We start from the raw sequence: 23,323 nt of genomic DNA, 5'->3' as shown, positions 1-23,323 counted from the left end.
TATTCAGTGGAGAAACTAACGCATGAACAGTTTAAACCGATTGAGACCAGCGAAGCAATTCAGATGCCTTCCACTGGTGGGAAAAGATTCCCCATTCGGCTATGTGGAGAGATTAAACAACCAGGCGGATCAGAACAACTACCAGCCTGAGAACGCGATGGTAGAGGCATTTGAACTGATGAACGAGAAGGGGCGTGAGGAATGGCTGAAGTTGACCGGCGATTCAGAGACCAAAGAGGCATCACCGTCCACGTCATCAGATGGGAGCCTGAGACCCGACGCGTTATATACCTTCGCGAAGGGTACGATCATGAGTGCTTCAGCCCTCTTGAGCAATTCCAGCGTAAATTTACAGAGTTAAAGGACGACCATGAGCCTGTTAATGCCATCCCGCCCGATAGTGATTAACCCTGACCTTGCGTACAGCATTGGGCTGAACGAGGCCATTGCTTTGCAGCAGGTTAATTACTGGCTGAAAGAAACCACCTCCGGACTGGAGCGTGACGGCGTGCGCTGGATTTACAACACCAATGAGCAGTGGCTGGAGCAGTTCCCGTTCTGGTCTGAATCCACCCTGAAGCGCACATTCACCCGCCTGAAAAACCTTGGCGTACTCAAAGTTGAGCAGTTGAACAAGTCTCAGCGCGACATGACGAACTATTACACGATCAACTACGAAAGTGAGCTTTTAGATGAGGTCAAAGTGACCAAATCGAAGAGTTCAAAATGCACTCTTCCATCAGGTCAAAATGAACCGATGGAAGAGGTCAAAGTGGAACGTTCCATCGGGGCAAAACGAACCGCTCTCATCAGGTCAAATTGCACTGATGTTCTTACAGAGAATACAACAGAGAATACTACAGATATTAAAAACCCTATTTGTCCGGTTGCGCCGCAACCAGACGGTGATGTGTTGATCACCGATCAGGCTAAACAGGTTTTAACCCATCTGAACCAGGTGACCAGTTCGCGTTATCAGGTTTCAACAACCTCGCTGCAAAACATTCGCGCCCGAATCGGGGAGGGTTTCACCGTTGAAGAGCTATCGCTGGTGGTGGACTACTGCAACGCCAAGTGGAGCGACGATTTAACAATGGCGTCCTACCTGCGCCCGCAGACACTTTTCCAGCCAACAAAGTTTCCAGCGTATCTGAAGTCCGCTACCAACTGGGCGAATGCCGGAAGGCCAGCGCGTGTTAACGGGAAGTGGGAGCGTGAGGATGGAATCTTTAAATCCAGCTTCCAGAATACCGACTACAGCAAAGTCCCGGCGGGCTTCAGAGGAGCGAACTCATGAGCCTTCTGAAAGATATTCAAATTTTCATCGCTGAAAACCCTGGGTTAACTAACAAACAGATCGCAGCTTCAATGCCTCAATACCGCCTTCATGCTGTTCAGCGCGGTGTATGCCATCTGGTCAAATTGAATCGCGCAACACGGCAGCATAACGGTAAGTGCTACCAGTATTTTGCCAAAGCGCCGGGTGGTGACGTTAGCGAGGGGCGTTCTGCACTGAAAATTAACCGGGCAGATACACCAGCTGTATCGGAACAGGAAGAAGCGCCGAATCCAGCTGTAACCAGGATGATGGATAAGGCTCAAGGCCTGTTTGAAAAAGGGCTCTACCAGCGTGCGGCCACAGTTCTGTTGGATGCCTTTAATCGCTCTAAGAACGAAGAGCAGCGGATGAAGATACTGATTGAGCGTCAGCGTTGCTTGAGCATGGCGCCGAAAGTGAAAGCACCCTCTGATGCATGGTGTCTGGCTGGCCGAGCGAGGAATGTCTGATGAAATACTCACTGATTTATGCCGACCCTGCGTGGGAATACGGGAACACCATCAGCAATGGCGCTGCAAATAACCATTACGGCACGATGAAGCTTATCGACATGAAGCGCTTGCCGGTTTGGGACCTGGTTGCCGATGATGCAGTTCTGGCTATGTGGTTCACCGGTACGCATACCCGAGAGGCTATCGAGCTGGCTGAAGCATGGGGCTTTAAAGTACGCACGATGAAGGGCTTTACCTGGGTAAAGTTCAACCCACTGGCAGAGCAGCATATCAACAAAGCACTTCAGGCAGGGCGTGTGGAGGATTTTTACGACTTCCTCGACCTGCTGAACGTACAAACACGCATGAACGGCGGGAACTACACCCGAGCCAATACCGAAGACCTGCTAATCGCCACCAGGGGAAATGGACTGGAACGCAAGTGCGCCAGCATCAAGCAGGTTATCTACAGTCCACTCGGTGAACACAGCCAGAAACCAGCAGAGGCCCGTTTTCGGCTGGAGAAGCTTTACGGTGATGTTCCGCGCATAGAACTGTTCAGCCGTTGCGGTGCGCCTGGATGGGACCACTGGGGAAATCAGTCAGTATCACCGGCCGTTGAGCTTATCCCGGCAGTAGCCGTTCCAATGGGCAAACCTCAGGAGCGTGCTGCATGAAAAAACTATCCACAGAGCAGGAGAACGCTGTACGTGACGTTGCCCGTCAATGCTCAGATGCCATTAAGAAAGCCCTGAAGAAAAAGCCTAAGCCAAGCTGGAACGAGGCTGTACCTCCGATCCTGAAGGAGTACCACGAGAAGGTTAAACCGATGGGCGTAAGCCTGGTGATGTTCAACAGCGTAATCGGACGCCTGAACGGGCGCTATGGAGTGGAGTCATGATGAAACTGGTTCTCCCGTTCCCACCGAGCGTAAACACCTACTGGCGAGCCCCCAATAAGGGGCCGTTGGCAGGACGCCATCTCATCAGTGCTGCTGGCCGCAAATATCAGAGCGCTGCTTGCGCTGCGATTATTGAACAATTACGCCGCCTGCCTAAACCAACCACAGCGCCAGCGGCGGTTGAGATCATTCTCTATCCACCAGATGCCCGCCGCCGCGATATCGACAATTACAACAAGGCGCTTTTTGATGCACTGACACATGCAGGCATCTGGGAGGATGACAGTCAGGTTAAACGAATGCTGGTGGAGTGGGCACCGCAGGTACCTGGCGGGAAGGTTGAAATAACGATCGCCAGCTATGTCGAAAATGGTAGGCAAAATAGCAATGCATTGGTACGCGCATGAGTGTTAGATTAAAAAGTGTCAGCGAAGCGGGAGTGCAGACCCGCTCGCACTACAACAAGTGGAGAAACATATGAATCAGTTATTCGTAATTGATGGCGTTTCCGTACGCCGTGATTTTGATGGTCGTTACTGCCTGAATGATTTGCATCGTGCGGCGGGAGGTGAAAAACGTCACCAGCCTTCCAACTGGTCCTGTCTTACCCAAACGCAAGAACTCATCGCTGAAATTTCGAGCGCTCCTGGAATTACAGGAGCGGCCCCGTTGGTCACCCTTACTGGTGGTGTTAACCAGGGGACATTCGTCTGCAAGGAGTTGGTTTATTCCTATGCAATGTGGATCAGCCCGAAATTTAACCTCAAAGTCATCAGAACGTTCGATGCCGTACAGAACCCTGCATCCAATGCGCCGACATCCGACAAAATTCAGGCTGGCGTGATCCTGCTTGAATCGGCGGCGAAAATGCTGAACCTCTCAAACTCTTCAAGGCTCGGTGCTTATCAAAAACTCCAGCAGGTAGCTGGTCTTCCAGATCTGATGCCGCATTACGCGATCGATGCACCTGCTGGTGCGCAGGATGGGTCCAGCCGTCCCACACAATCACTCAGCGCTCTGCTTAAAGCAAAAAACATCCGCATCACCGCCAATCAGGTTTATCACATGATGTCCCGCTTTGGGATTGTGGAACAAAAAGAGCGAAACAGTCGGTCTGGAGTGAATGGTGTTAAAAAGTTCTGGTCACTTACTGCCAAAGGCTGCATGTATGGCAAGAACATCACCAGTCCTGCGAACCCGCGAGAAACTCAGCCTCATTTCTTTGAGTCGAAGTTTGCGGAGCTTCTTAAAATAATCGACATCGTAGCCTGAGGTAACAGTGAGAGCATTACTGACACCTGAAGTTGCGCCAATGTCCGGGGTGGTGCTGTTCCGCCCAGGAAACGAGTTGCTGTGGTTATTTCGTCGTGGCCGGGTAGTTATTGAAACACCATCCGAAGCAATCCAGCATCTGCCATCTGGTCTTATTCCGGAAGCGCACCAGCCACTGACAGATGATGTCAGCATGCAGCCGCTTTTCATGAATGAGAGGGTTATTCAGCGTGCTGGTGGACTGAGCAGCCTTGATGCCTGGCTGGAGAGAAAATTTGAATGTCAGTGGCCTCACACTGACTGGCATGCCAGTGACTTTACGGTGATGCGCCACGCTCCGGGGAGCATTCGTCTTTGCTGGTCATGTGATAACCATTTACGTGAGCAAACCACTGAAAGACTGGCAGGAATTGCCATGCAGAACCTGGTAAAATGGCTGCTGGAAAGGGTAAGTATTGATTTAGGTTTCAGCCCTGACCACACTCTTTCGCTTCCTGAGTTCTGCTGGTGGATGGTACGTAATGATCTGGCTGACCTTGTTCCTGAATCAGTGGCGAGTAAAGCACTCAGAATCAAGCCAGAACAGCACAGTTCAGTGATGAGGGAAAGCGACATTGTCCCGTCATTATCGGCTACGCAAGTCTTTCAGGAGAAGGCAAAAAAGATAGTGGCGGTGAGGGTCGATCCTGAAACGCCGGAATCTTTCATGCTGAGGCCAAAGCGCCGACGCTGGGAAAACGAGAATTACACCCGCTGGGTGAAGTCGCAGCAGTGCAGTTGCTGCAATAACCCGGCAGACGACCCCCACCACCTGATAGGCCACGGGCAGGGTGGAATGGGTACTAAGGCGCATGACCTGTTTGTGATACCGCTGTGCAGAGCGCATCACGACGAGTTACACGCTGATCCCGTGGCATTTGAAGCGAAATACGGCGACCAGTTAACGCTGCTGTTTCGGTTTTTAGATCGTGCGCTGGCAATCGGCGTATTAGCATGAAAAGTGGAGATAACATGCGTGACATTCAGAAGGTATTAGAGCGTTGGGGAGGTTGGGCCGCGAGCGATAGTTCTGGTGTGGATTACTCACCAATCGCAGCTGGTTTCAAAGGGCTTCTTCCTCAAACAAGTAAATCCCGCCTTTCTTGCACTGACGACGACGCCCTGATTATAGAAGGGTGTTTGGCTCGGCTTCAAAAACGAAAACCATATGAGCATTCGCTCTTGGTTGCTCATTATCTATATGGCATCTCAAAACGGAAAATCGCGAAAGCGAGAAAGAAGGATGAGAAGCTAATACGCATAGAGATCCAGATGGCAGAAGGGTTTATTGACGGTTGCCTTAGCATGCTGGATGTGGGCTTAGAAATGGATGTCGAAGTGAAGTCGTGAAGCAAAAGCCCGATTATTCGGGCTTATTCTCAACATCTTTGACGTACAAAATCACAGCTGACTTGATATCACCGTCAACATGTTTTGCATTGATACTTAAATGAACAGGTTTTCTTTCCCATTCTGCTCGTTGGAGAGCTTCTTTGTTTCCCGACTCGTCGAGGAAAATGTCCTGCACTACGCAAGTCAGTCGCTGGTCAGAATCGACTCTACGAACTTTAACTTTGAAACACTCTGGGTCCGTGTTATTCACTTCCTCAATGCGGTAGATACCGTCTATACGCATTTCGACAGAGCGGCGACGTGCATTTGTGACCAATTCTTTTGCAGTTTCAGAATCGATGGTTACCCCATCAATTTCAGCGGTATCTGAGCGTACGAATGACTTGACCATGGTTGTCTTAGCGTCGTAAGACATGCGATCCATATTGTCGAGAAGAGGCTTTTGGGCCACCATTTCAGAGATGATCTGAAGGCGTTTCGTTTCTTCTTGAGTCATCACCTGCATTGCGCGCAGGTGTTCTTTATCGCCTTCTTTAGCAATCTCCGCGAGGCGAGTATCTTTACGGTTATCTAAAAAGCGTTTAAAGACGGTTACACCGCCCCATATGACGGCAGCACCGAGAACTGTGAATACAATCTCTGTGGCGTTCATTTTTCCTACCAATTCGTGCGTAAGCTTGCTCAGGAATCCATCAATGTTGATCTCAACAAGTGACGAACCTTGCTCTACTGTAACTTCAATTTCTAAAGCATCAAGCTCTTCTTTAGTTAGCCTGCGAACATCTGGAGTGCCGTATTTAGCAAGCGCATAAGACTTGTTGATTTGCGATTGCATCTCAACGAAGCCCTTCATTACTGAGGGTGTAAGTGATTTGTTAAATTTATCACCGGTTAGCCTGATAGTCAGGCTAGGCCAACCATTGAACGTAATTTTTTCTGGTAGGCCTTGCCCACTCAGATAACGTTCGAGCAATTCAAAAGCTTGCTGCTCGGACTCTACATCATACTGTATGTCACCCAAAGATAATCCCTCATTCTAAGCCCCGCGTTAACTGTATAGTTAGGCAAGAACTGCTTTCTTATTTTGCTGTGTGTAGGAAAAATAAAGCAAAACTCGTCAAAAATCACTAACGCGGTCCGCATTTTCTCGTTTACTGTGTTAAGAGTGGTTTCTACGCCACGGACTTAAAACGATTCGAAAACCTCGCTACACCGGGGTTTTGTCATTTTAGAGGCTGCCAAAAGGCGGCCTTTTTCATATCCGCGCCACGCTCGGCGCAATTCAACCACAGAGCCTTTCAGGGGTGAGCCATAGGGAACGGTCGGTGTGACTGTCTCTGTGGGCCGATCATTCCTGAGCGCTGGCTCACCCGCTAAAAGGAAAGTCACTATGTTCGGTATCTTCAAAAAGAAAGCACGTAAAGCTGTTGTCGAAGTTAAGAAAATGGAAAATCGCGACGCGGTTGAAGCTACAGTGTGGGGTGCTTACTCCATTGCGTATGCCGACGGCACATGCGACGCGAAAGAAATCGCCACTATGGAAAAAACCATTTCAGCATTGCCTGCTTTCGCACCGTTCGCTGGTGAGATCGCACAGATGAGTAGCAATATCCGTGCTCGCTATGAAGCTTCGCCGCGCTCTGCTAATGCACAGGCGCTGCGCGAACTGGCTGACGTTTCCGGTACAAACGATGCTGTTGATGTTCTTTGCCTGTGCCTTGATGTCGCTGACAATGACGGCATCGGGGAAGAAGAAGAGAAGCAGCTCAAGAAAATTGCTCAGGCGCTGCAACTTCCACTGGATCAGTACCTGTGATCGGAAAACTGCGCTGGGCAGCCGCCGGAGTTTTGTTGTTCCTGGTGGTTGCCATCGACTTTACCAGCAAAATGATGTCCATCCTTGCTGATGGCGTGCTGGTAGCCGGGGTAATTGCTTTACTCTGGCCCCTGTTTAAATCCAGTAAATAACACTTTGCAAAAGGTCATTTCTGATGGCCTTTGACAGAGTGAATTTTTTCTTCGGTGCTATAGTAAACTGGCATTCGATAATGCTCTCGATACTGATAACACTTGGTGGGGATACACCAACTTCGCAGAGACAACTGCATGACCCATGACCAGCAACCCAATGCTGGTCTTTTTTTTCCGCCATTAGCTCAACTGGAAAGAGCACGGAGCTTCTACCTCTGTGGTTCGGGGTTCGAATCCTCGATGGCGGACCAGTGTCCAATTCGTTAAGCGAGGAAGTTTCTCAACTCTGATTTATGCGCTATTTTTTTATTGTGGTGAATCCCCCTATGCGGAGGGGCGTTCCAGCAGTTACCTGAAAAGGAAACCTCTCAGACGCGGGAATGTTTGCTGGAGTAATTCTCACCGGGAGGCACCCGGCACCACGATAACAATAATATCGAATTGATAATTCCTTGAGAGCCTGCTTTAAACAGCAGGTTTTTTTTGCTCGTTTCCCGAAGTTACGGCTACGCTAAAGAAGAAGGGGATATATCCGCTGGCAGATGGTTCTCCTGAACAATCAGTGAATCGGCCTCGATACCCGGACGTCACTACCTGTCTTTCGGATGATCTCCTTTCTACCTTCTTGTGATAATCATCACTTTAGCCTGCTCTCGCGAGCGGGCTTTTTTTATTCCCCTCAAATTTCCTGAGAGGGATCACAGCAATAAGAGGGGGCTTAATGTCCGATCCATTAACCGGCACCGGCGCTGTTCTCGGCGGCGGCCTGCTGGGTTCAGTCCTGTACGGCGTCTTTACTCATACAGATTTTGGTGTGGTGTTCGGGGCGTTTGGTGGTGCGGTGTTCTACGTCGCGACAGCCACAAACCTGTCCCGCGCCCGACTGGCAGCATATTTCCTGACGTCGTTTATCGTTGGGGTGCTCGGGGCGGGACTTATTGGCTCACTGCTAAATGCAGCTTCGCACTATGAAAAACCGCTGGATGCACTGGGCGCAGTGATTCTGTCTGCCCTGTGTATAAAAATCCTCACTTATCTTAACAACCAGGATTTGAACAACGTGTTCAAGTTTTTCTCGCGGCTACGCGGGGGAGGGGGAAATGGCAATTGACCCGTCAGCAGTCTTTAATGCGTTTATTTGTGCGGCCATCGTCATCGTGCTGATGTTTTACCAGCGACATGGCGCCCGGCATCGGCCCATCATTTCTATTTTGGCGTATATAACCGTGCTGGTTTACGCCGCGATCCCCTTGCAGTTCATCTTCAGCCTTTATCGTGATTCCAGCTGGCTGGTGGTGGTAGCAAACATTCTTATCTTCGCCGCCGTCCTGAAGGTTCGTGGAAATATGGCGCGGCTGGTTGATCGTCTGAGGCACTAATGAACCAAACACAATTTCAGAAGGCGGCTGGTATCAGCGCCGGGTTAGCAGCGCGTTGGTTTCCGCATATCGACGCCGCTATGAAGGAATACGGCATCACCGCACCGCTTGATCAGGCCATGTTTATTGCCCAGATGGGGCATGAAAGCACCAGATTTACCCAGCTGGTGGAGAACCTGAATTACGCGGCAGAAAACCTGGTCCCTACGTTCGGCAGCCACCGCATCACTCCACAGCAGGCCGCCGCACTTGGCAGAACTGCAACGCAACCGGCAAACCAGAAAGCGATCGCCAATCTGGTATACGGTGGTGAGTGGGGAAAAGAACACCTTGGCAATCAGGTCGCTGGTGATGGCTGGAAATATCGCGGTCGCGGGCTGAAACAGGTTACCGGGCTGAGCAACTATCGCAGTTGTGGCCACGCGTTGAAACTGGACCTTGTTACCCACCCGGAGCTGCTTGAACAGGATGAATACGCCGCGCGCTCAGCCGCATGGTTCTATGCCTCCCGCGGTTGCCTTCTTCATTCCGGCGACGTTGAGCGCGTGACGCTTCTTATCAATGGCGGCAGAAACGGGTTGGATAAACGCAGCGCGCTGTTTAACCTAGCGAAATCCGTTCTGTTGTGAGGTGAATGTGGGTATCGAAACGATAATAGGGCTGGCCGCACTGGTCATTTCCGCCATTGCAGGCGCTTTTGGCCTGGGCCATATCCGCGGCACCAGCAAAGCGGAAACTAAAGCCGATCAGCAACGCACTGAAGAGAAGGCCGCCGCCACTGAAGCAGTAGCAGGGCGCCGTGTTGAAGCAACGAAAGAGGCAAGCAATGTACAGCAGACTGTTAACCATATGCCTGGCGACGATGTTGATCGCGAGCTGCGGGACAACTGGACCCGTAAGGGTTGAGGTAGTGGACACGGCTTGCGACTGGGTTAAACCCATCTACGGAACGGATCACGACTGGGATGTACTGGACCGCCAGACGAAGAAAGACATCCTGGCGCATAACAAAGCGTGGCAGGCTAGCTGCCAGAATCTAAAGCAAGCGAGGTCCAAGTGATTGCAACCATCGGAACTATTCTTGTTTGGGCTCTAATCCTTATTGCTGGAGCTGCTGGACTGTTTTTCGCATTCATCGGTTTTACGTTTTTTATCAGTTGGCCGAAGGGACGCTGACCTATAAAGCATTACAGCAGGCATTCACTGAGTACTAGCGTGAGCAGTGTTTAAAGTGAACTTGCTCAAAGTTTAAGGATATATCGTAACTTTGAAGCTACAAGATTATTAACATCTCAGGTGCTGCAAGAAGCAGCGTCACTCTGGGATTTTAAAAATGGGACAGTTCTATTACGTAAATAAAAATGCTCAGGCAAACGGCGACCACGAGGTACACGTTACAGGATGCGCATTTATGCCTGCGACAGAGAATCGCATTTTCCTTGGTATCTTCGACACATGTCGTCCAGCTGTCACGGAAGCTAAGAAGCATTATTCAAAATCAAACGGGTGTTACTACTGCTGTAAACCATGTCATACCTCATAAGTAACATCTCTAACGTCAAAAGGCTGCCAATGGGCGGCCTTTTTTATTCCCAGAAGAAGCAGGAGAAGAAGCATGTTAACAGTAAAAGTAATGTCGCCAGGTGGCGGTGAAGATATTCATTGCGGGTTGAGTGTAGGGTTCAATCCGGGGCAGCAGAGCATCGCGGTATCGGGAATGGACAAAAATGTATTCCTGAAACCCGGCGAGGTCGCCTACGTGATGAACCAGAATGGAAAGACGGTATCTCGTTACGAGCATATTGCCAGTCAGGAAGCACTGCATAACGCGGTGGATTCGTAGCCATTACAAAGCTCACCTGCTGGTGGGCTTGATAATTGTTTTATCAACCAGATGTAAAAAAGCCCCTGTTAGGGGGCTAGAGGATTATCAGTTTCAATTGCTATGAAATATTACTTCGCGCAATAGACGCGTGCTTCACGAGGGGTGTAGATGCCGAAGGTGACAAATCCCAGCAACCCATTCACAAAAGTCTGTTGAACTTCAGTACGAACAACTTTATCAGCACCACCGCAAACCTGAGCAGCATCAATTTGCTTGGATTGACCAATCCCGCTAACGAAGAAATGATGTGTCGTAACTTGCTGTGGCGTAGTCGTTATGCCTTTGTTTACTGAAAATGATTGTTGAGCGCAGCCAGAAACAGCTGCGGCAACCAGAGCTACCATAATTAACTTTTTCATAAATGACCTTATTGTTGGTTTGGTTCGCAAAAATAATGACATGTATCATTAATTTATACATATCAGACCAGTAGTTTAACTTAGATTTGTTCTACTTCCCTAGTGATTAACTATCAACATCATCCATTGCTATCGTCAGACCATCCATTATTACGAATAAGATAATTAATAAACTTCCCAGAGGAAAATTATGCAGGTCACTATTGATGGTGTCCCGTATGCGCCTGCCAGCATCATTTCATCGCGGATCGGTATTGCAATAACGACACACCAGCGCGCCGACGTTTTGAAACGAGCGCTTGAACAGCACATGATGCACCTGCCGGCCGGTGCGCTGGTGGTGGTTGTCGATGATGGTTCAAAACCTGCAGCGGTAGTGCCACACGGCGTGCAGCTGCTTCGCCATGAAACATCACTCGGCATTGTTGCTTCGAAGAACGCCAGCCTGTCAGCCATGATGGATGCCGGGTGCGAGCATCTTTTTCTGTGGGATGATGATGCCTGGCCTATCGCTGATAACTGGCACCTCCCTTACATCGAATCACCCGAGCCACACCTGGCTTACCAGTTCCTCGATCTTGCTGGCCAGAATAAGCTCAATGACCTTTCGGTGCTTTACCGTGACGATCAGCATGTGGCGTACACCGGGCAGCGCGGAGTGATGCTCTATTACCACCGTAGCGCCATCGAGAAGGTGGGTGGATTCGATCCGGTTTATGGTCGCGGCATGTACGAACACAGTGACCTCGCGCTACGTATCCATAACGCTGGCCTGACGACGTGGGCTTACGGTGATGTGGTCGGTTCAGAAAAGCTGATTCATTCTCTCGATGAGCATGAAGCCGTAGAGCGTTCGGTACCGCGTCCCGATCGACAGGCGCTGGTGGAACGTAACGTGAAGATCCACAACGAACGGCGTGATGCCGGGTTTACTGGTTACGTTGAATACCGCCAGCAGCGTGACGTGGTAATCACAACGCTGCTCACCAGTCAGCCTGACCCGCAGCGCGGCACAAAAATGGCGGCCTCGCCTGACATGCTGAGCAAATGGGCAGCCTCGCTTCGCCAGTGTGGTCGTATAGCGCTGGTGGATGAATTACTGACGGCCCCGGCAGATGTTGAGCTATGTCGAGTTCCTGACGTGAAGATGAATGTCTACTTTCGTCGCTGGTTGCACATCTGGCAGCACCTGCGAGAGCACCCTGAATACCGGTTCGTCTGGTGTACCGATGGTACCGATGTCGAAATGCTTCGCGCGCCGTGGGAAGAAATGGAGGTAGGGAAGGTGTATGTCGGTTCAGAACCAAAGACCTACGCCGATACCTGGGCAAAGCAGAACCATCCGGAGCGCATCTATCAGGAGTTCATTGAAGCGCACCGAAACGATGTAATGCTTAACGCTGGGCTGCTGGGTGGTACCCGCGCTGATATAATGGCGTTTGTTCACGGCATCATCCGTCTTTACTACCGGATCGAGAGCTATCGTTTCTGGAAGAAAGAACAGGCTGGCGCCGCGGTGGGGGACATGCTGGCGTTCGGTATTGTCGCTCATTCATTCGCAGGAAAGGTGATTACCGGACCTCAGGTGCACACCGTTTTTAAAACTGATGGGATCGGAAAAGATAATGCCTGGTGGAAACATAAATAGAGAGGGTTGACTGTGAAAGTTGAAATAAAAAATGGCGATGAGGTTATTTGGGCTAGAGATTCAAATTCGTTAGAGGGAATTGCTTCTCTGGGGCACTTAAAGGACGGCACACAGCAAAAAATAATTACCGCCCTTGAGGAGGCTCTTAGTCAGGCTAAGGGCGAATTGCTATGCTCTGATGACGCTGATTCCGTGGCGAACATTAGCACTTCCGCCGCCTAAATCCAGTACAACATTCCATTCCCCGCTATGCGGCGCAGTAATCCTAGCAGGGGGCATTTTGTAAAAACCGCCATGGTACTCAAAGCGATTGCCACTTCTGTAATTAGTGAAATTACTATCAGTGAGAATCATGATGTTGCATTGATGTGAGCAATCTACAACAACGGTATCACCTTGATTCAGATGCATTCTTTTGTGCAAAAAAGACATTTCATTTCCTTATCAGAGGTAATCAGCCATTCCTCCGTGCCAGAGTGCGTCAGTGTCCCACCACTGACGGGCTGAATGCTTACATTAACCCGGGTTAAAGCGAAGTTACACCCTGATATACAGACAGTAGCCGCCATTGTGCGGCTTTTTTATTGGAGATTTGCTGGTGGCTGAAGAAGTTAAGTTTGTTGTGGTTGGTCACCACACCCGGACGGGACAAGCACAACGTCTTGCTGCGCTGCTGGATGCCCATCTGCTGATTGATGACGGTAACCACGGTGCGAACTGGAATCATCGCCGCGCGCTTGAGTGGGCAGCAGAGCAAACATGCCGGGTGGTAGTGTTGGAAGATGACGCGCTGCCGGTACATGGATTCACCGAAAAGGTAACTGACTGGCTGGTTCGTTTCCCTGACGACATGCTGAGCTTTTATCTCGGTACCGGGCGGCCTCCACAGTATCAAATGCAGATTGCTGAGCGGCTAATCGTGGCTGATAAGACACGCGCTGATTGCATCACGCTGTCGAGACTCATTCATGGCGTTTGCTATAGCGTCCCTCCTGAGCATGTGCATCGCGTGCTATCCCGTTGGGATAACAGCAAGCCCGCCGATTACGCTGTAGGTGATGCATGGGGGGGCTCAGTGATCTATCCGTGTTACTCGCTGGTGGACCATGCAGATGGTGAACCGGTTGAGCGTCACCCTGACTCAGCGCCACGTACAGAACGCCGTCGGGCGTGGAAGTTAGCCTGATGCCTGCGTTAATACCGAGAGCATGCCGCAAGCGTGGCTGCCCTGGCACAACAACAGACCGCTCAGGCTATTGTCCCCAGCACCTTAACGAAGGCTGGCAGCAGCATCAGCGAGGACAGAGCAGACATCAGCGAGGTTATGGCAGCAAATGGGACAGGCTGCGCCCAATCGTTCTCGATAGAGACAAACACCTTTGTCAGGAATGCCTGCGAAATGGAAGGTATACACCCGCTGAGACGGTGGACCACATCACCGCCAAAGCAAATGGGGGGACCGATGACCTGTCCAACCTCGAAAGCCTCTGCAAGCCTTGCCACAGGGCGAAGACAGCGGTCGAAAGACTCAAATGACATCAATTCTCATTTGAATCGACCGAGGGGGAGGGCGGGTTGAAAGTTCAGGAACGACGCGCCAAAGGACCGCCGCCTAACCTCTTTTCACATCGCCGCAGGTTAGAAAACTTTTTTATGGGGTCCCCCACTCGATGATTAATAGGAGTTTTCGATTATGTCTGGACCACCGAAAACCCCGACCCATCTACGTTTGGTGAGGGGTAACCCATCTAAACGCCCGATCAATGAGAACGAACCAAAACCCCCTTCAGGGGTACCCCCAACGCCGAAGCATTTCGACAAGCAGGGGAAATACTGGTTTAAACGGATGGCCGACGAGCTTGATGCTATCGGTGTGATGTCTCAGCTTGATGCCAGAGCCCTTGAGCTGCTGGTTGAGGCTTATACCGAATACCGGCATCACTGCGACACGCTTGAAGTTGAGGGCTACACCTACCGGACCGAAACGCAGAGCGGGGATGTGCTGATCAAGGCTCACCCCGCCGCCATCATGAAAGCTGATGCCTGGAAACGTCTGCGTGCCATGCTTGGTGAGTTCGGCATGACTCCAGCCAGCCGATCGAAAGTGAATGCAAAAGGTCCTGAAGCGGTTGACCCGATGGCCGAGTTTATGAAAGCGAGGGATTAATGGCTAAGGTTGTAGAAGGCATCCGCTACGCCGAGAGGGTAGTGGCGGGGGAAATTATTGCCTGTGAGTATGTGCGCCTTGCCTGTCAGCGTTTTCTTGACGATCTGGCACACGGCGAAGAGCGCGGTATTTTCTTCAGTGAACCGCGCGCGCAGCACATTCTGAATTTCTATAATTTTGTGCCTCACGTCAAAGGCGCGCTGGCAGGCCAGCCTATTGAGCTGATGGACTGGCATGTTTTCATCCTGATTAATATTTTTGGTTTTGTTATCCCGCTGGTTAACGAAGAGACGGGAGAAACCGTCTTGCGTAACGACGGCAGCGGTCGTCCAGTAATGGTTCGGCGCTTTCGCACAGCAAATGTTGAGGTGGCCCGTAAAAATGCCAAATCAACACTTTGCTCCGGCGTGGGTCTTTATATGGCTGGAGCCGACGGCGAGGGCGGGGCGGAAGTTTATTCCGCTGCAACCACCCGTGACCAGGCGAGAATTGTTTTTGAAGACGCGAAGAATATGGTCAAGAAGGCGAAAGCCACGCTTGGGCGGATCTTCGAATTCAACAAGCTCGCTATTTACCAGGAGCAAACGGCCTCTAAGTTCGAGCCATTATCATCAGATGCGAACAACCTCGATGGACTGAACATCCACTGCGCTATCGTCGACGAGCTGCATGCTCACAAAACCCGTGACGTCTGGGACGTTCTGGAGACCGCCACCGGCGCACGCCTGCAATCGCTGCTTTTCGGTATCACCACTGCCGGTTTCAACAAAGAAGGCATTTGCTACGAATTGCGTGATTACGCAATCAAGGTGCTGCGTGGTTTCAACAGCGATGTGGAAGGTGCAGTGAAAGACGATACTTTCTTTGCCATCATCTACACCCTGGACGAAGGCGATGATCCCTTTGATGAAACGGTCTGGCAGAAGGCGAATCCGGGGCTGGGTATCTGTAAGCGCTGGGATGACCTGCGCCGCCTGGCTAAAAAGGCGAAAGAGCAGGTTTCAGCCAGGATTAACTTTTTCACCAAGCACATGAATATCTGGGTTACAGCTGAGTCGGCCTGGATGGACATGATGAAGTGGGAAAAGTGCGAGTTTATCGCCCCGCAGCACGAACTTAAAACCTATCCATTATGGGTTGGTGTTGACCTTTCAAACAAAATTGATATCTGCGCTGCTGTGAAAGTATGGCGGTCCCCAGATGGGCATGTTCACGCTGATTTTAAATTCTGGTTGCCCGAAGGTCGTCTCGACAAATGCTCCCGTCAGATGGCCGAACACTATAAAAACTGGGCTCTAATTGACAAACTGATCCTGACGGATGGTGATGTTATTGACCACGCTCAGATTAAGGAGGAACTGCAACAGTGGGTTGCTGGTGAGAGCCTGAAAGAAATTGGCTTCGATCCGTGGAGTGCCACGCAGTTCAGCCTCGCGCTGGCAGAGGAAGGTTTGCCGCTGGTGGAAGTGCCGCAGACGGTCCGCAATTTCTCCGAGGCGATGAAAGAGGTCGAGGCGCTGGTATACGGAGGCCGCTTCCATCACAGCAACCATCCGGTGATGAACTGGATGATGTCCAACGTAACCGTCAAACCTGACCGAAACGAGAACATTTTTCCGAATAAGTCCACACCAGAGGCCAAGATTGATGGCCCGGCGGCTTTGTTTACTGCAATGAGTCGCGTTCTGGTTAATGGTGGCAACGACCAGCAGGATCTCTCCGGATTCTTCAATAATCCCATCATGGTAGGTTTCTGATGAAAAAAAACAAACGGCCAGGCAGGGTTAAAAGTGCTCTGCTTAACTGGCTTGGCGTGCCTATCAGCCTGACTACCGGCACGTTCTGGGAGGAATGGTTTGGTACCAGCAGCAGCGGAAAGGTGGTAACGGCCGATAAAGCCATCCAGCTATCGGCTGTGTGGGCATGCGTAAGACTGTTAAGCGAGTCTATTTCAACCCTTCCGCTGAAAATATACGTTCGACAGCCTGACGGGTCTCGAAAGGCTGCGACCGATCACCCGGCCTATTCGGTGCTGTGCCGTCGCCCTAACTCAGAAATGACGCCATCCCGCTTTATGTTGATGGTAGTAGCCAGTATTTGTCTTCGCGGGAATGCCTTCATTGAGAAGAAGTTCATCGCAAACCGCCTGGTTTCGCTGGTGCCTTTGCTGCCGCAGAACATGGTGGTTAAACGTCTCACGACCGGGGCGCTGGAATACAAATACACTGAAAACGGTAACGAGCGCGTCATTCCCGTCAAAAACATCATGCACATTCGCGGGTTCGGTCTTGACGGTGTTTGCGGCATGATGCCGATGAAAACAGGCCGGGATGTGATCGGTTCTGCAATGGCGGTTGAAGAGTCCGCGGCGAAGATATTCGAACAGGGCCTGCAAAGTTCAGGGTTTCTCTCTTCTGATAAAGCTCTGGATGATACTCAACGTGAAAAACTTCGCGGTTACATGGCGGCGTTTACAGGCTCAAAAAACGCCGGGAAAATCATGGTGCTTGAGGGAGGCTTGACGTACCAGGGCGTAACCATGAACCCGGAAGATGCTCAGATGCTCGAAAGCCGAGCCTTTAGCATTGAGGAGATCTGCCGCTGGTTTCGCGTTCCGCCTTTCATGGTCGGTCACACCACGAAGCAAAGCAGCTGGGCATCCAGTCTGGAGGGCATGAACCTCCAGTTCCTGACGCACACCCTGCGCCCCCTGCTGGTGAACATAGAGCAGGAAATAGGAAGGTGCCTGCTGGACAGCGATGATGAGGTGTTCGCGGAGTTCTCTGTAGAAGGACTGCTGCGGGCCGACAGCGCGGGCCGTGCTGCGTACTATACCAGCGCGCTCCAGAATGGGTGGATGTCCCGCAATGACGTGCGCCGTCTTGAGAATATGCCACCGATTGAAGGGGGTGACATTTACACCGTTCAGCTCAACCTGACGCAACTGAAAAATCTCGAAAGCAGCAATCCTGCTGTTCAGGCTCTGGCCCTGAGAGAACTGCATAACCACGTATTCCCCGATATTTCCTTTGAACAATCTCCGCTGAAACAGGCCGCTTAGGAGCACTTTCCTGATGAGCAAAAAACAACTTCCGGTAGCACCGGCGGGTCGCCCCTGCGCGCGCGTTACCTGTGAAACATTACCGTCCGCACTGGACCGCTGGGACGGCGGGATCAAAGCTGCGGCCACTGACGACAACAGTATTTCTGTTTTTGATGTGATCGGGCAGGACTACTGGGGCGAAGGGGTAACAGCCAAACGTATCGCCGGTGCGCTACGGGCGATGAATGGCGCCGACGTCACGGTCAATATCAATTCCCCTGGCGGTGACATGTTCGAAGGCCTGGCAATCTACAACCTTCTGCGTGAATACGAAGGCCGTGTGACGGTGAAGGTGCTCGGTATTGCCGCCAGCGCCGCCTCAGTCATTGCGATGGCCGGGGATGAAATTCAGATCGGTCGTGGTGCCTTCCTGATGATCCACAACTGCTGGGTCTACGCGATGGGTAACCGCCATGACTTTGCGGAACTGGCACAGTCTCTGGAGCCCTTCGATAACGCTATGGCAGACATATACGCGGCGCGTTCCGGCCTTGATATGGCATCTGTTCAGAAACTGATGGATGCCGAGAGTTATATCGGTGGCAGTGACGCTGTGGTGAAGGGACTGGCAGACAGCCTGCTTTCTGCTGATGCGGTCAGTGATGGCGATAAATCACCCGCGGCCGCGCTTCGCAAACTTGATGCGCTGCTGGCTAAAACCAATACCCCGCGCTCTGAGCGCAGAAAACTCATTAAAGCCTTATCCGGTGGCATGCCTGGCGCTGTCACCACCAACGACGGTACGCCGGGCGCTGCCGAAGATATCAAACCTGAAACCCTCAATTCACTTGAAAGCGCTCTTGCGGCGTTAGTCAAATAAGGACCCTTTATGTCTGAAGTAAACGAAATTCTGAAAAAAGTCACTGCCAGCATTGAAGAGGCAACCGGCAAATTCAACGCGAAAGCAGAAGACGCACTCAAAGAGGCACAGAAGTCAGGCAGGCTGTCAGAAGAAACAAAAGCAGCCGTTGATAAAATGGCTTCTGAGTTCAATGCGCTGCGTGAAGCTGAAAAAACCCTGAAGGCCGCAATGGGCGAACTGGAGCAACATGTTGCCCAGATGCCGCTGGCAAACGCAAAACAGGTTGTCGAGTCCGTTGGCCACCAGGTGATCTCCGCTGAAGCCCTGAAAACCTTTGCTTCCAGCGTGGAAGGCGGTAAGCGCATCAGCATCCCGGTTAAGGCCGCCCTGACTTCGGTGGATGTGCCTGATGGTGTTGTGGAGCCACAGCGCCTGCCGGGTATTGATACGGCACCGAAACAGCGCCTGTTCATCCGCGATCTGATTGCTCCTGGCCGTACGTCCTCCTCAGCTATTTTCTGGGTGCAGCAGACAGGCTTTACCAATAACGCGAAAGTGGTTCCTGAAAATACGCAGAAACCATACAGCGAAATTGAGTTCACGCCGAAAATCACTGGCGTCAGCACCATTGCCCACCTGTTCAAAGCCTCAAAGCAGATCCTGGATGACTTCGCACAGTTGCAGTCCACCGTTGATGCCGAAATGCGCTACGGGCTGAAGTATGCAGAAGAGCAGGAAATTCTCTTCGGTGATGGTACCGGCGTTCATCTGCACGGCATCGTTCCTCAGGCGTCAGCGTTCAATCCGGCGTTCACTGTCGAACAGCAGAGCGGGATTGACGATCTGCGTTTGGCAATGTTGCAGGCACAGCTGGCACGCTTCCCAGCATCTGGTCATGTTCTTCACTTCATTGACTGGGCGCGGATCGAGCTGACCAAAGACAGCCTGGGTCGTTACATTCTGGCGAACCCTGCGGCGCTGACTGGTCCGACTCTGTGGGGCCTGCCGGTTGTTGCAACGGAAGCGGCAGCCTTCCAGGGTAAATTCCTGACCGGTGCATTTAACGCTGGCGCGCAAATCTTCGACCGCGAAGATGCGAACGTGGTTATCTCCACGGAGAACGCCGACGACTTCGAGAAAAACATGATCACCATCCGTTGCGAAGAACGTCTGGCGCTGGCTGTGAAACGCCCTGAGGCGTTCGTGTACGGTTCATTCAGCACCGGCGCGGGTAGCTGATAACTATTGCGGCCTTCGGGCCGCTTTTTTCGGGGCAAAAAAATGCTTGATCAGAATGTGGTGAAACAGCATTGCCGCATTGATACCGACTTTACGGGTGATGATGCTCTGCTGGAGATTTACACAGGTGCAGCGGCCCGGTACGTCCAGACATGGACACGGCGAACGCTCTATGAAAAGGAAAGCAGTCCTGGCTACGCTGACGATCCGGACCCGATACTGCTCAATGATGATGTTAAGGCAGCCATGCTACTGCTTATCGGTCACTGGTATGCAAACCGGGAATCCGTTGCCATCGGGCAAACCGTTGCAGAGGTCCCGCTTGCAGTTGAAGCCCTGCTTCAGCCATACCGAATTTACGGGGTGTAAATATGGCCTGTTCAGGATGCGCGGAACGGCGCGAGTGGGTAAAAAAATGGGCGAAAATTGCATATGAACGAGCAACAGGTAAGCGAGCTGATAACAGCGCTACGCGAACAGACAGAAGCACAGAGGGCGCAGACGGACGCGATAAACCGGCTGGCTGAGTCCAATATGGCGTTATGCGATGTCATTATCCAGTCACTGGCTGAAGATGATGGGGTTGAAATTACGTCACTGAACGATTTGAAACCTCAGTATCTCAGCCAGAAAGTCAGGGGGTAGAATGCAGGCCGGGAAACTACGTCACCGGGTAACAATCCAGGAGCCGGTGATGGTTCAGAACCCAGAGACTGGAGCTGTAAATAAAACCTGGCGGGATGTGGCTACCGTATGGGCCGAAGTCTCCCCTTTGTCGGCTCGCGAGTTTATTGCAGCCCAGGCATCGCAGGGGGAAATCACTACCCGTATCACAATTCGCTTTCGACCGGGAATTACCCGGATGAATCGCATCCTGTTTCGCGGCGGGATATATAACATCGAGGGCGTGCTTCCTGATCCGAAAAGTGGCCGCGAATATCTCACGCTTCCCTGCTCAGAAGGGGTAAACGATGGCTGATGGTGTTGAAGTAAGTCTTACCGGGCTTGATTCCCTGCTTGGGAAAATGGAGGCAGTATCGGACGTCACCCGTAACAAAGCGGGACGATTTGCGCTTCGTAAAGCCGCGAACTTAATCAGGGACCGTGCCCGGAGTAATGCTGCCCGGGTTGATGACCCACTGACCAAAGAGGCCATCTATAAAAATATCGTTGCCAGCTTTGGTAGTCGTGAATTCCGGAGAACGGGTAACCTGACTTTCCGCGTTGGCGTTATGGGCGGTGCGCGACAGTATGCCCAGACAAAAGCCAACGTCAGAAAGGGTCGAGCCGGTGGAATCTACAAAACAGCAGGCGACAAAGGGAATCCCGGCGGCGACACCTGGTACTGGCGAATGCTTGAATTCGGAACAGAGCATGCAGAAGCACGACCTATCATCCGCCCCGCGATGAACGGTATCGATGGCCCTGTCATTAACGTTTTTGCGGAAGAAATGGAAAAAGCTATCGATCGTGCGATCAGGCAGGCCGTGAAAAAGGGGACCAAAGCATGATAGCGCCTGTTTTTAAAGTTTGTGCAGCCAGCCAGGAGGTTCGCTCCCTGCTGGGAGAATCTCCCGTAAGGCTGTACCCCTTCGGCAAGCATTTTAATGAAGTTGTCTATCCCTATGCGGTCTGGCAGAACATTGACGGTGATCCTCAAAATTACCTGAAGCAGCGCCCCGATATAGACCGCTTTTCTGTTCAGATTGACGTTTACGCCGACACAGATACTGAAGTTATCACGGTTGCGCGGGCGCTTCGCGATGCGATCGAAGGCAGCGCAATAATCACCAGATGGGGTACGCAGGAGCTGGAACCCAGTACCATGAAGTACCGTTATTCCTTCGACGTCGACTGGCTCGTCAAACGATAAAACAACCTTCCATAACACACCGGCGCCGCCGGTTTTTTTTACCCGGAGATAACCATGTCAGTAGTGACTCAAGGCACACAGTTGTACGTGCTCGCGAATGGTGTCGTGAGCGAAATTGAATGCATCACTGCATTTTCACCAGGTGGAAGCCCGGCAGATCAGATTGATGACACCTGCCTGAGCGAACGTAACACCCGAAAATATAAAAAGGGATTGCGTACACCGGGGCAGGCAACGGCCACGCTTAACGCAGATCCAACTAACGCCAGCCACCTGATGCTCAGCAACATGGCAGAGTCAAATGACCAGAGCGACGTAACGTTTGCTATCGGCTGGTCTGATGGTGAATCAAAGCCGACAGCGGGAACAGGACCGGAAGCTGTTGATGGTCTGGTGCTTCCTTCTGATCGCACCTGGTACGTATTCAAGGGATATGTTTCCGACTTCCCGTTCGACTTCCAGGGAAACACGGTCGTGCAGACTTCTGCTACTATCCAGCGTTCCGGGCAGGGGGCATGGATTCCGAAAGAGCAGTCTGGTAGCTGATCACTGGCGGGGTTGAACCCCCGTGTTTCAACAAACATTATCGGGAAAGATAAATGAAACTGACACTCGACACACTGAAAGAAACGGGAGCGTTTACCGGCCGCCCGGTGGAAAAAGAGATTACCTGGAAATCACAGGATGGTAAGGAACATACAGCGACAACGTATATCCGTCCACTTGGCTATCACACTGCCACATCAGATGTGCTTGCTGGTCTGGGCCGTATAGATGGGGTAGCTGGCCGTATCGCAGCGTCAATTTGCGATGAAAATGGGCATCAGGTGTTTACGGTTGCCGATGTTACCGGCGAGGCCGATCCAGACCGTGGCGCGCTGGACGGTGGCCTGACCGTGGCGCTGTTGGTGGCTATTCAGGAAGTTAACGATCTGGGAAAGACGGACTCAGCGCAGAAGACGAAATCTGGTGCGAACTAGTCCTTAACGGGATAGGTGGCCGCACTATCGCTGAGGCAAAAGAACGCCTCAGCTTCCGCGAGTTCCAGCAGTGGGTGCAGTACCGGCAGAAGTACGGCAATCTGAACCTGATGATGCGAACGGAGTGGGGTGCGGCACTGGTTTCTTCTGTGCTGGCAAACGTAAACCGTACCAAAAACACCCCTGCCTTCAGCATTGCTGATTTTGCGCCTCATATTGCCGCTGTTGAGCGGGAGGCAGCAAACGAGCCGATCAAACTTGAAGAGGCGATGCGTACATGGGGCTGAATACCTAAGGGATAAATTATAGCCCTTAGGTGTTTTTTTTCTGTAATTATCTGTTTCTTTTAACAACAAAATTATCAACTGCTGACAAAAGTATTGCGATTAATGTCACGGCAATATATGCCATTAATAATCTATCTCCCATGGATGATAACCTTTCGAATGTATCAATTTTATAATTTAATACCCCGTTAAATATAGTGGATAATAAGTACGGGTTTGATAAGTACGAATATATTATTATTAGCGACCATAAGCAAAAGGTAAACAAACTCCCTCTATATAAACCTTGTATAAG

General features: G+C 51.4%; 36 protein-coding genes and 1 tRNA gene. 34 read left to right on the top strand and 3 right to left on the bottom strand.

Annotation, left to right across the window (positions count from 1 at the left end):
- Nucleotides 1–201: 201 nt before the first annotated feature.
- The 9 genes from INF86_RS03480 (at nt 202) to INF86_RS03440 (ending at nt 5,332) form a co-directional block, all read left to right on the top strand.
- Complete coding sequence (locus INF86_RS03480; RefSeq protein WP_072031544.1) at nt 202–408, top strand: DUF4222 domain-containing protein; 207 nt, start codon at nt 202–204, stop codon at nt 406–408.
- Nucleotides 371–1,297 (top strand): conserved phage C-terminal domain-containing protein, encoded by a 927-nt coding sequence (locus INF86_RS03475; protein WP_193543234.1) that lies wholly within the window; start codon nt 371–373, stop codon nt 1,295–1,297. The genes INF86_RS03480 and INF86_RS03475 overlap by 38 nt, the downstream gene beginning before the upstream one ends.
- Nucleotides 1,294–1,788 (top strand): hypothetical protein, encoded by a 495-nt coding sequence (locus INF86_RS03470; RefSeq protein ID WP_063945204.1) that lies wholly within the window; start codon nt 1,294–1,296, stop codon nt 1,786–1,788. The genes INF86_RS03475 and INF86_RS03470 overlap by 4 nt, the downstream gene beginning before the upstream one ends.
- Nucleotides 1,788–2,447, top strand: a complete 660-nt coding sequence (locus tag INF86_RS03465; RefSeq protein ID WP_193543233.1) for an MT-A70 family methyltransferase — start codon at nt 1,788–1,790, stop codon at nt 2,445–2,447. Before INF86_RS03470 ends, INF86_RS03465 begins: the two co-directional genes overlap by 1 nt.
- Complete coding sequence (locus INF86_RS03460) at nt 2,444–2,671, top strand: hypothetical protein (RefSeq protein ID WP_023337120.1); 228 nt, start codon at nt 2,444–2,446, stop codon at nt 2,669–2,671. The genes INF86_RS03465 and INF86_RS03460 overlap by 4 nt, the downstream gene beginning before the upstream one ends.
- The gene (locus tag INF86_RS03455) at nt 2,671–3,078 is read left to right on the top strand and encodes a RusA family crossover junction endodeoxyribonuclease (protein WP_025760115.1); all 408 of its coding nucleotides are present in this window, start codon (nt 2,671–2,673) and stop codon (nt 3,076–3,078) included. Before INF86_RS03460 ends, INF86_RS03455 begins: the two co-directional genes overlap by 1 nt.
- A gap of 70 nt (nt 3,079–3,148) precedes the next feature.
- The gene (locus INF86_RS03450) at nt 3,149–3,943 is read left to right on the top strand and encodes a KilA-N domain-containing protein (RefSeq protein ID WP_023330784.1); all 795 of its coding nucleotides are present in this window, start codon (nt 3,149–3,151) and stop codon (nt 3,941–3,943) included.
- Nucleotides 3,944–3,950: 7 nt separating this feature from the next.
- Nucleotides 3,951–4,940 carry a DUF968 domain-containing protein gene (locus INF86_RS03445; RefSeq protein WP_193543232.1) on the top strand — a complete coding sequence of 330 codons (990 nt, stop codon included), beginning with the start codon at nt 3,951–3,953 and terminating at the stop codon, nt 4,938–4,940.
- 14 nt (nt 4,941–4,954) lie between these two features.
- Entirely contained in the window at nt 4,955–5,332 is a 378-nt protein-coding gene (locus tag INF86_RS03440) for an antiterminator Q family protein (RefSeq protein ID WP_058659075.1), read from the top strand.
- A gap of 13 nt (nt 5,333–5,345) precedes the next feature.
- Here INF86_RS03440 and INF86_RS03435 read toward each other — a convergent pair whose 3' ends face one another.
- The gene (locus tag INF86_RS03435) at nt 5,346–6,356 is read right to left on the bottom strand and encodes a hypothetical protein (protein ID WP_049126530.1); all 1,011 of its coding nucleotides are present in this window, start codon (nt 6,354–6,356) and stop codon (nt 5,346–5,348) included.
- Nucleotides 6,357–6,725: 369 nt separating this feature from the next.
- Here INF86_RS03435 and INF86_RS03430 point away from each other — a divergent pair, with 369 nt between their 5' ends.
- From INF86_RS03430 to INF86_RS03395, 8 genes are all read left to right on the top strand, one after another.
- Nucleotides 6,726–7,151: a tellurite resistance TerB family protein gene (locus INF86_RS03430; protein WP_193543231.1), complete on the top strand. Its 426-nt coding sequence runs from the start codon at nt 6,726–6,728 to the stop codon at nt 7,149–7,151.
- A complete protein-coding gene (locus tag INF86_RS03425; protein ID WP_109948546.1) occupies nt 7,148–7,303 on the top strand; it encodes a DUF3927 family protein in 156 nt (51 codons plus the stop codon). The genes INF86_RS03430 and INF86_RS03425 overlap by 4 nt, the downstream gene beginning before the upstream one ends.
- A 177-nt stretch (nt 7,304–7,480) precedes the next feature.
- Nucleotides 7,481–7,557 (top strand) — tRNA-Arg (locus INF86_RS03420).
- A gap of 470 nt (nt 7,558–8,027) precedes the next feature.
- A complete protein-coding gene (locus INF86_RS03415) occupies nt 8,028–8,417 on the top strand; it encodes a phage holin family protein (protein ID WP_017384387.1) in 390 nt (129 codons plus the stop codon).
- A complete protein-coding gene (locus INF86_RS03410; RefSeq protein WP_193543230.1) occupies nt 8,407–8,685 on the top strand; it encodes a phage holin family protein in 279 nt (92 codons plus the stop codon). Before INF86_RS03415 ends, INF86_RS03410 begins: the two co-directional genes overlap by 11 nt.
- Nucleotides 8,685–9,314 (top strand): glycoside hydrolase family 19 protein, encoded by a 630-nt coding sequence (locus INF86_RS03405; RefSeq protein WP_193543229.1) that lies wholly within the window; start codon nt 8,685–8,687, stop codon nt 9,312–9,314. The genes INF86_RS03410 and INF86_RS03405 overlap by 1 nt, the downstream gene beginning before the upstream one ends.
- 7 nt (nt 9,315–9,321) lie before the next feature.
- Complete coding sequence (locus INF86_RS03400; RefSeq protein ID WP_045345750.1) at nt 9,322–9,591, top strand: hypothetical protein; 270 nt, start codon at nt 9,322–9,324, stop codon at nt 9,589–9,591.
- Between the two features lie 709 nt (nt 9,592–10,300).
- The gene (locus tag INF86_RS03395; RefSeq protein ID WP_108367717.1) at nt 10,301–10,528 is read left to right on the top strand and encodes a hypothetical protein; all 228 of its coding nucleotides are present in this window, start codon (nt 10,301–10,303) and stop codon (nt 10,526–10,528) included.
- 110 nt (nt 10,529–10,638) lie between these two features.
- On the opposite strand, the gene INF86_RS03390 is transcribed toward INF86_RS03395, so the two are convergent.
- Nucleotides 10,639–10,929, bottom strand: a complete 291-nt coding sequence (locus tag INF86_RS03390; RefSeq protein WP_032671404.1) for a Bor family protein — start codon at nt 10,927–10,929, stop codon at nt 10,639–10,641.
- A 190-nt stretch (nt 10,930–11,119) separates the two neighbouring features.
- On the opposite strand from INF86_RS03390, the gene INF86_RS03385 reads away from it, so the two are divergent.
- A complete protein-coding gene (locus INF86_RS03385; RefSeq protein WP_193543228.1) occupies nt 11,120–12,577 on the top strand; it encodes a glycosyltransferase family 2 protein in 1,458 nt (485 codons plus the stop codon).
- 12 nt (nt 12,578–12,589) lie between these two features.
- The gene (locus INF86_RS03380) at nt 12,590–12,799 is read left to right on the top strand and encodes an Rrf2 family transcriptional regulator (RefSeq protein WP_193543227.1); all 210 of its coding nucleotides are present in this window, start codon (nt 12,590–12,592) and stop codon (nt 12,797–12,799) included.
- On the opposite strand, the gene INF86_RS03375 is transcribed toward INF86_RS03380, so the two are convergent.
- Nucleotides 12,746–12,988 (bottom strand): DUF1883 domain-containing protein, encoded by a 243-nt coding sequence (locus INF86_RS03375; protein WP_255510261.1) that lies wholly within the window; start codon nt 12,986–12,988, stop codon nt 12,746–12,748. The genes INF86_RS03380 and INF86_RS03375 overlap by 54 nt on opposite strands.
- Before the next feature lie 184 nt (nt 12,989–13,172).
- Here INF86_RS03375 and INF86_RS03370 point away from each other — a divergent pair, with 184 nt between their 5' ends.
- The 15 genes from INF86_RS03370 to INF86_RS03300 all read left to right on the top strand — a co-directional run bounded on the left by INF86_RS03370 (nt 13,173) and on the right by INF86_RS03300 (nt 23,028).
- Entirely contained in the window at nt 13,173–13,763 is a 591-nt protein-coding gene (locus INF86_RS03370; protein WP_193543257.1) for a hypothetical protein, read from the top strand.
- Entirely contained in the window at nt 13,763–14,113 is a 351-nt protein-coding gene (locus INF86_RS03365; protein WP_044703918.1) for an HNH endonuclease, read from the top strand. Before INF86_RS03370 ends, INF86_RS03365 begins: the two co-directional genes overlap by 1 nt.
- 157 nt (nt 14,114–14,270) lie before the next feature.
- Nucleotides 14,271–14,744, top strand: a complete 474-nt coding sequence (locus tag INF86_RS03360; RefSeq protein WP_063135828.1) for a phage terminase small subunit P27 family — start codon at nt 14,271–14,273, stop codon at nt 14,742–14,744.
- A complete protein-coding gene (locus INF86_RS03355; RefSeq protein WP_193543225.1) occupies nt 14,744–16,501 on the top strand; it encodes a terminase large subunit in 1,758 nt (585 codons plus the stop codon). The genes INF86_RS03360 and INF86_RS03355 overlap by 1 nt, the downstream gene beginning before the upstream one ends.
- Nucleotides 16,501–17,805 carry a phage portal protein gene (locus INF86_RS03350; protein ID WP_063135827.1) on the top strand — a complete coding sequence of 435 codons (1,305 nt, stop codon included), beginning with the start codon at nt 16,501–16,503 and terminating at the stop codon, nt 17,803–17,805. Before INF86_RS03355 ends, INF86_RS03350 begins: the two co-directional genes overlap by 1 nt.
- A 13-nt stretch (nt 17,806–17,818) precedes the next feature.
- Nucleotides 17,819–18,667 carry a head maturation protease, ClpP-related gene (locus tag INF86_RS03345; protein WP_193543224.1) on the top strand — a complete coding sequence of 283 codons (849 nt, stop codon included), beginning with the start codon at nt 17,819–17,821 and terminating at the stop codon, nt 18,665–18,667.
- A gap of 9 nt (nt 18,668–18,676) precedes the next feature.
- Nucleotides 18,677–19,888 (top strand): phage major capsid protein, encoded by a 1,212-nt coding sequence (locus tag INF86_RS03340; protein WP_032622508.1) that lies wholly within the window; start codon nt 18,677–18,679, stop codon nt 19,886–19,888.
- 42 nt (nt 19,889–19,930) lie between these two features.
- Nucleotides 19,931–20,257, top strand: coding sequence for a head-tail connector protein (locus INF86_RS03335; protein WP_032667407.1), 327 nt, complete (start codon nt 19,931–19,933; stop codon nt 20,255–20,257).
- A 63-nt stretch (nt 20,258–20,320) separates the two neighbouring features.
- Nucleotides 20,321–20,533, top strand: coding sequence for a hypothetical protein (locus INF86_RS03330; protein WP_063135824.1), 213 nt, complete (start codon nt 20,321–20,323; stop codon nt 20,531–20,533).
- A 1-nt stretch (nt 20,534) separates the two neighbouring features.
- Nucleotides 20,535–20,867: a phage head closure protein gene (locus INF86_RS03325; protein ID WP_032104582.1), complete on the top strand. Its 333-nt coding sequence runs from the start codon at nt 20,535–20,537 to the stop codon at nt 20,865–20,867.
- A complete protein-coding gene (locus tag INF86_RS03320; protein ID WP_063135823.1) occupies nt 20,860–21,399 on the top strand; it encodes an HK97-gp10 family putative phage morphogenesis protein in 540 nt (179 codons plus the stop codon). Before INF86_RS03325 ends, INF86_RS03320 begins: the two co-directional genes overlap by 8 nt.
- Nucleotides 21,396–21,761 carry a DUF3168 domain-containing protein gene (locus INF86_RS03315; RefSeq protein ID WP_063135822.1) on the top strand — a complete coding sequence of 122 codons (366 nt, stop codon included), beginning with the start codon at nt 21,396–21,398 and terminating at the stop codon, nt 21,759–21,761. Before INF86_RS03320 ends, INF86_RS03315 begins: the two co-directional genes overlap by 4 nt.
- 54 nt (nt 21,762–21,815) lie before the next feature.
- Nucleotides 21,816–22,307, top strand: a complete 492-nt coding sequence (locus INF86_RS03310; RefSeq protein WP_023296823.1) for a phage tail tube protein — start codon at nt 21,816–21,818, stop codon at nt 22,305–22,307.
- Between the two features lie 53 nt (nt 22,308–22,360).
- Nucleotides 22,361–22,741, top strand: coding sequence for a phage tail assembly chaperone family protein, TAC (locus INF86_RS03305; protein WP_032104576.1), 381 nt, complete (start codon nt 22,361–22,363; stop codon nt 22,739–22,741).
- Between the two features lie 74 nt (nt 22,742–22,815).
- On the top strand, nt 22,816–23,028 hold the full coding sequence (locus INF86_RS03300; protein WP_050499237.1) for a hypothetical protein: 213 nt from the start codon (nt 22,816–22,818) through the stop codon (nt 23,026–23,028).
- Nucleotides 23,029–23,323: the final 295 nt, after the last annotated feature.

This window comes from Enterobacter cloacae complex sp. I1M, from assembly GCF_014982425.1.
GTDB classification, from domain to species: Bacteria; Pseudomonadota; Gammaproteobacteria; order Enterobacterales; family Enterobacteriaceae; genus Enterobacter; species Enterobacter intestinihominis.
The sequence above is the reverse complement of the archived record's forward strand: the minus strand, read 5'-3'. Positions and strand labels throughout refer to the sequence as shown.

What these genes read in the sequence shown, in the direction of transcription:
- INF86_RS03390 (WP_032671404.1), bottom strand. Translation starts at nt 10,929, where the DNA reads ATGAAAAAGTTAATTATGGTAGCTCTGGTTGCCGCAGCTGTTTCTGGC.
- INF86_RS03410 (WP_193543230.1), top strand. Translation starts at nt 8,407, where the DNA reads ATGGCAATTGACCCGTCAGCAGTCTTTAATGCGTTTATTTGTGCGGCC.
- INF86_RS03340 (WP_032622508.1), top strand. Translation starts at nt 18,677, where the DNA reads ATGTCTGAAGTAAACGAAATTCTGAAAAAAGTCACTGCCAGCATTGAA.
- INF86_RS03315 (WP_063135822.1), top strand. Translation starts at nt 21,396, where the DNA reads ATGATAGCGCCTGTTTTTAAAGTTTGTGCAGCCAGCCAGGAGGTTCGC.
- INF86_RS03330 (WP_063135824.1), top strand. Translation starts at nt 20,321, where the DNA reads ATGAACGAGCAACAGGTAAGCGAGCTGATAACAGCGCTACGCGAACAG.
- INF86_RS03465 (WP_193543233.1), top strand. Translation starts at nt 1,788, where the DNA reads ATGAAATACTCACTGATTTATGCCGACCCTGCGTGGGAATACGGGAAC.
- INF86_RS03350 (WP_063135827.1), top strand. Translation starts at nt 16,501, where the DNA reads ATGAAAAAAAACAAACGGCCAGGCAGGGTTAAAAGTGCTCTGCTTAAC.
- INF86_RS03310 (WP_023296823.1), top strand. Translation starts at nt 21,816, where the DNA reads ATGTCAGTAGTGACTCAAGGCACACAGTTGTACGTGCTCGCGAATGGT.
- INF86_RS03360 (WP_063135828.1), top strand. Translation starts at nt 14,271, where the DNA reads ATGTCTGGACCACCGAAAACCCCGACCCATCTACGTTTGGTGAGGGGT.
- INF86_RS03415 (WP_017384387.1), top strand. Translation starts at nt 8,028, where the DNA reads ATGTCCGATCCATTAACCGGCACCGGCGCTGTTCTCGGCGGCGGCCTG.
- INF86_RS03355 (WP_193543225.1), top strand. Translation starts at nt 14,744, where the DNA reads ATGGCTAAGGTTGTAGAAGGCATCCGCTACGCCGAGAGGGTAGTGGCG.
- INF86_RS03455 (WP_025760115.1), top strand. Translation starts at nt 2,671, where the DNA reads ATGAAACTGGTTCTCCCGTTCCCACCGAGCGTAAACACCTACTGGCGA.
- INF86_RS03365 (WP_044703918.1), top strand. Translation starts at nt 13,763, where the DNA reads ATGCCTGCGTTAATACCGAGAGCATGCCGCAAGCGTGGCTGCCCTGGC.
- INF86_RS03460 (WP_023337120.1), top strand. Translation starts at nt 2,444, where the DNA reads ATGAAAAAACTATCCACAGAGCAGGAGAACGCTGTACGTGACGTTGCC.
- INF86_RS03430 (WP_193543231.1), top strand. Translation starts at nt 6,726, where the DNA reads ATGTTCGGTATCTTCAAAAAGAAAGCACGTAAAGCTGTTGTCGAAGTT.
- INF86_RS03325 (WP_032104582.1), top strand. Translation starts at nt 20,535, where the DNA reads ATGCAGGCCGGGAAACTACGTCACCGGGTAACAATCCAGGAGCCGGTG.
- INF86_RS03385 (WP_193543228.1), top strand. Translation starts at nt 11,120, where the DNA reads ATGCAGGTCACTATTGATGGTGTCCCGTATGCGCCTGCCAGCATCATT.
- INF86_RS03450 (WP_023330784.1), top strand. Translation starts at nt 3,149, where the DNA reads ATGAATCAGTTATTCGTAATTGATGGCGTTTCCGTACGCCGTGATTTT.
- INF86_RS03480 (WP_072031544.1), top strand. Translation starts at nt 202, where the DNA reads ATGGCTGAAGTTGACCGGCGATTCAGAGACCAAAGAGGCATCACCGTC.
- INF86_RS03375 (WP_255510261.1), bottom strand. Translation starts at nt 12,988, where the DNA reads ATGCATCTGAATCAAGGTGATACCGTTGTTGTAGATTGCTCACATCAA.
- INF86_RS03320 (WP_063135823.1), top strand. Translation starts at nt 20,860, where the DNA reads ATGGCTGATGGTGTTGAAGTAAGTCTTACCGGGCTTGATTCCCTGCTT.
- INF86_RS03305 (WP_032104576.1), top strand. Translation starts at nt 22,361, where the DNA reads ATGAAACTGACACTCGACACACTGAAAGAAACGGGAGCGTTTACCGGC.
- INF86_RS03335 (WP_032667407.1), top strand. Translation starts at nt 19,931, where the DNA reads ATGCTTGATCAGAATGTGGTGAAACAGCATTGCCGCATTGATACCGAC.
- INF86_RS03470 (WP_063945204.1), top strand. Translation starts at nt 1,294, where the DNA reads ATGAGCCTTCTGAAAGATATTCAAATTTTCATCGCTGAAAACCCTGGG.
- INF86_RS03405 (WP_193543229.1), top strand. Translation starts at nt 8,685, where the DNA reads ATGAACCAAACACAATTTCAGAAGGCGGCTGGTATCAGCGCCGGGTTA.
- INF86_RS03475 (WP_193543234.1), top strand. Translation starts at nt 371, where the DNA reads ATGAGCCTGTTAATGCCATCCCGCCCGATAGTGATTAACCCTGACCTT.
- INF86_RS03345 (WP_193543224.1), top strand. Translation starts at nt 17,819, where the DNA reads ATGAGCAAAAAACAACTTCCGGTAGCACCGGCGGGTCGCCCCTGCGCG.
- INF86_RS03440 (WP_058659075.1), top strand. Translation starts at nt 4,955, where the DNA reads ATGCGTGACATTCAGAAGGTATTAGAGCGTTGGGGAGGTTGGGCCGCG.
- INF86_RS03395 (WP_108367717.1), top strand. Translation starts at nt 10,301, where the DNA reads ATGTTAACAGTAAAAGTAATGTCGCCAGGTGGCGGTGAAGATATTCAT.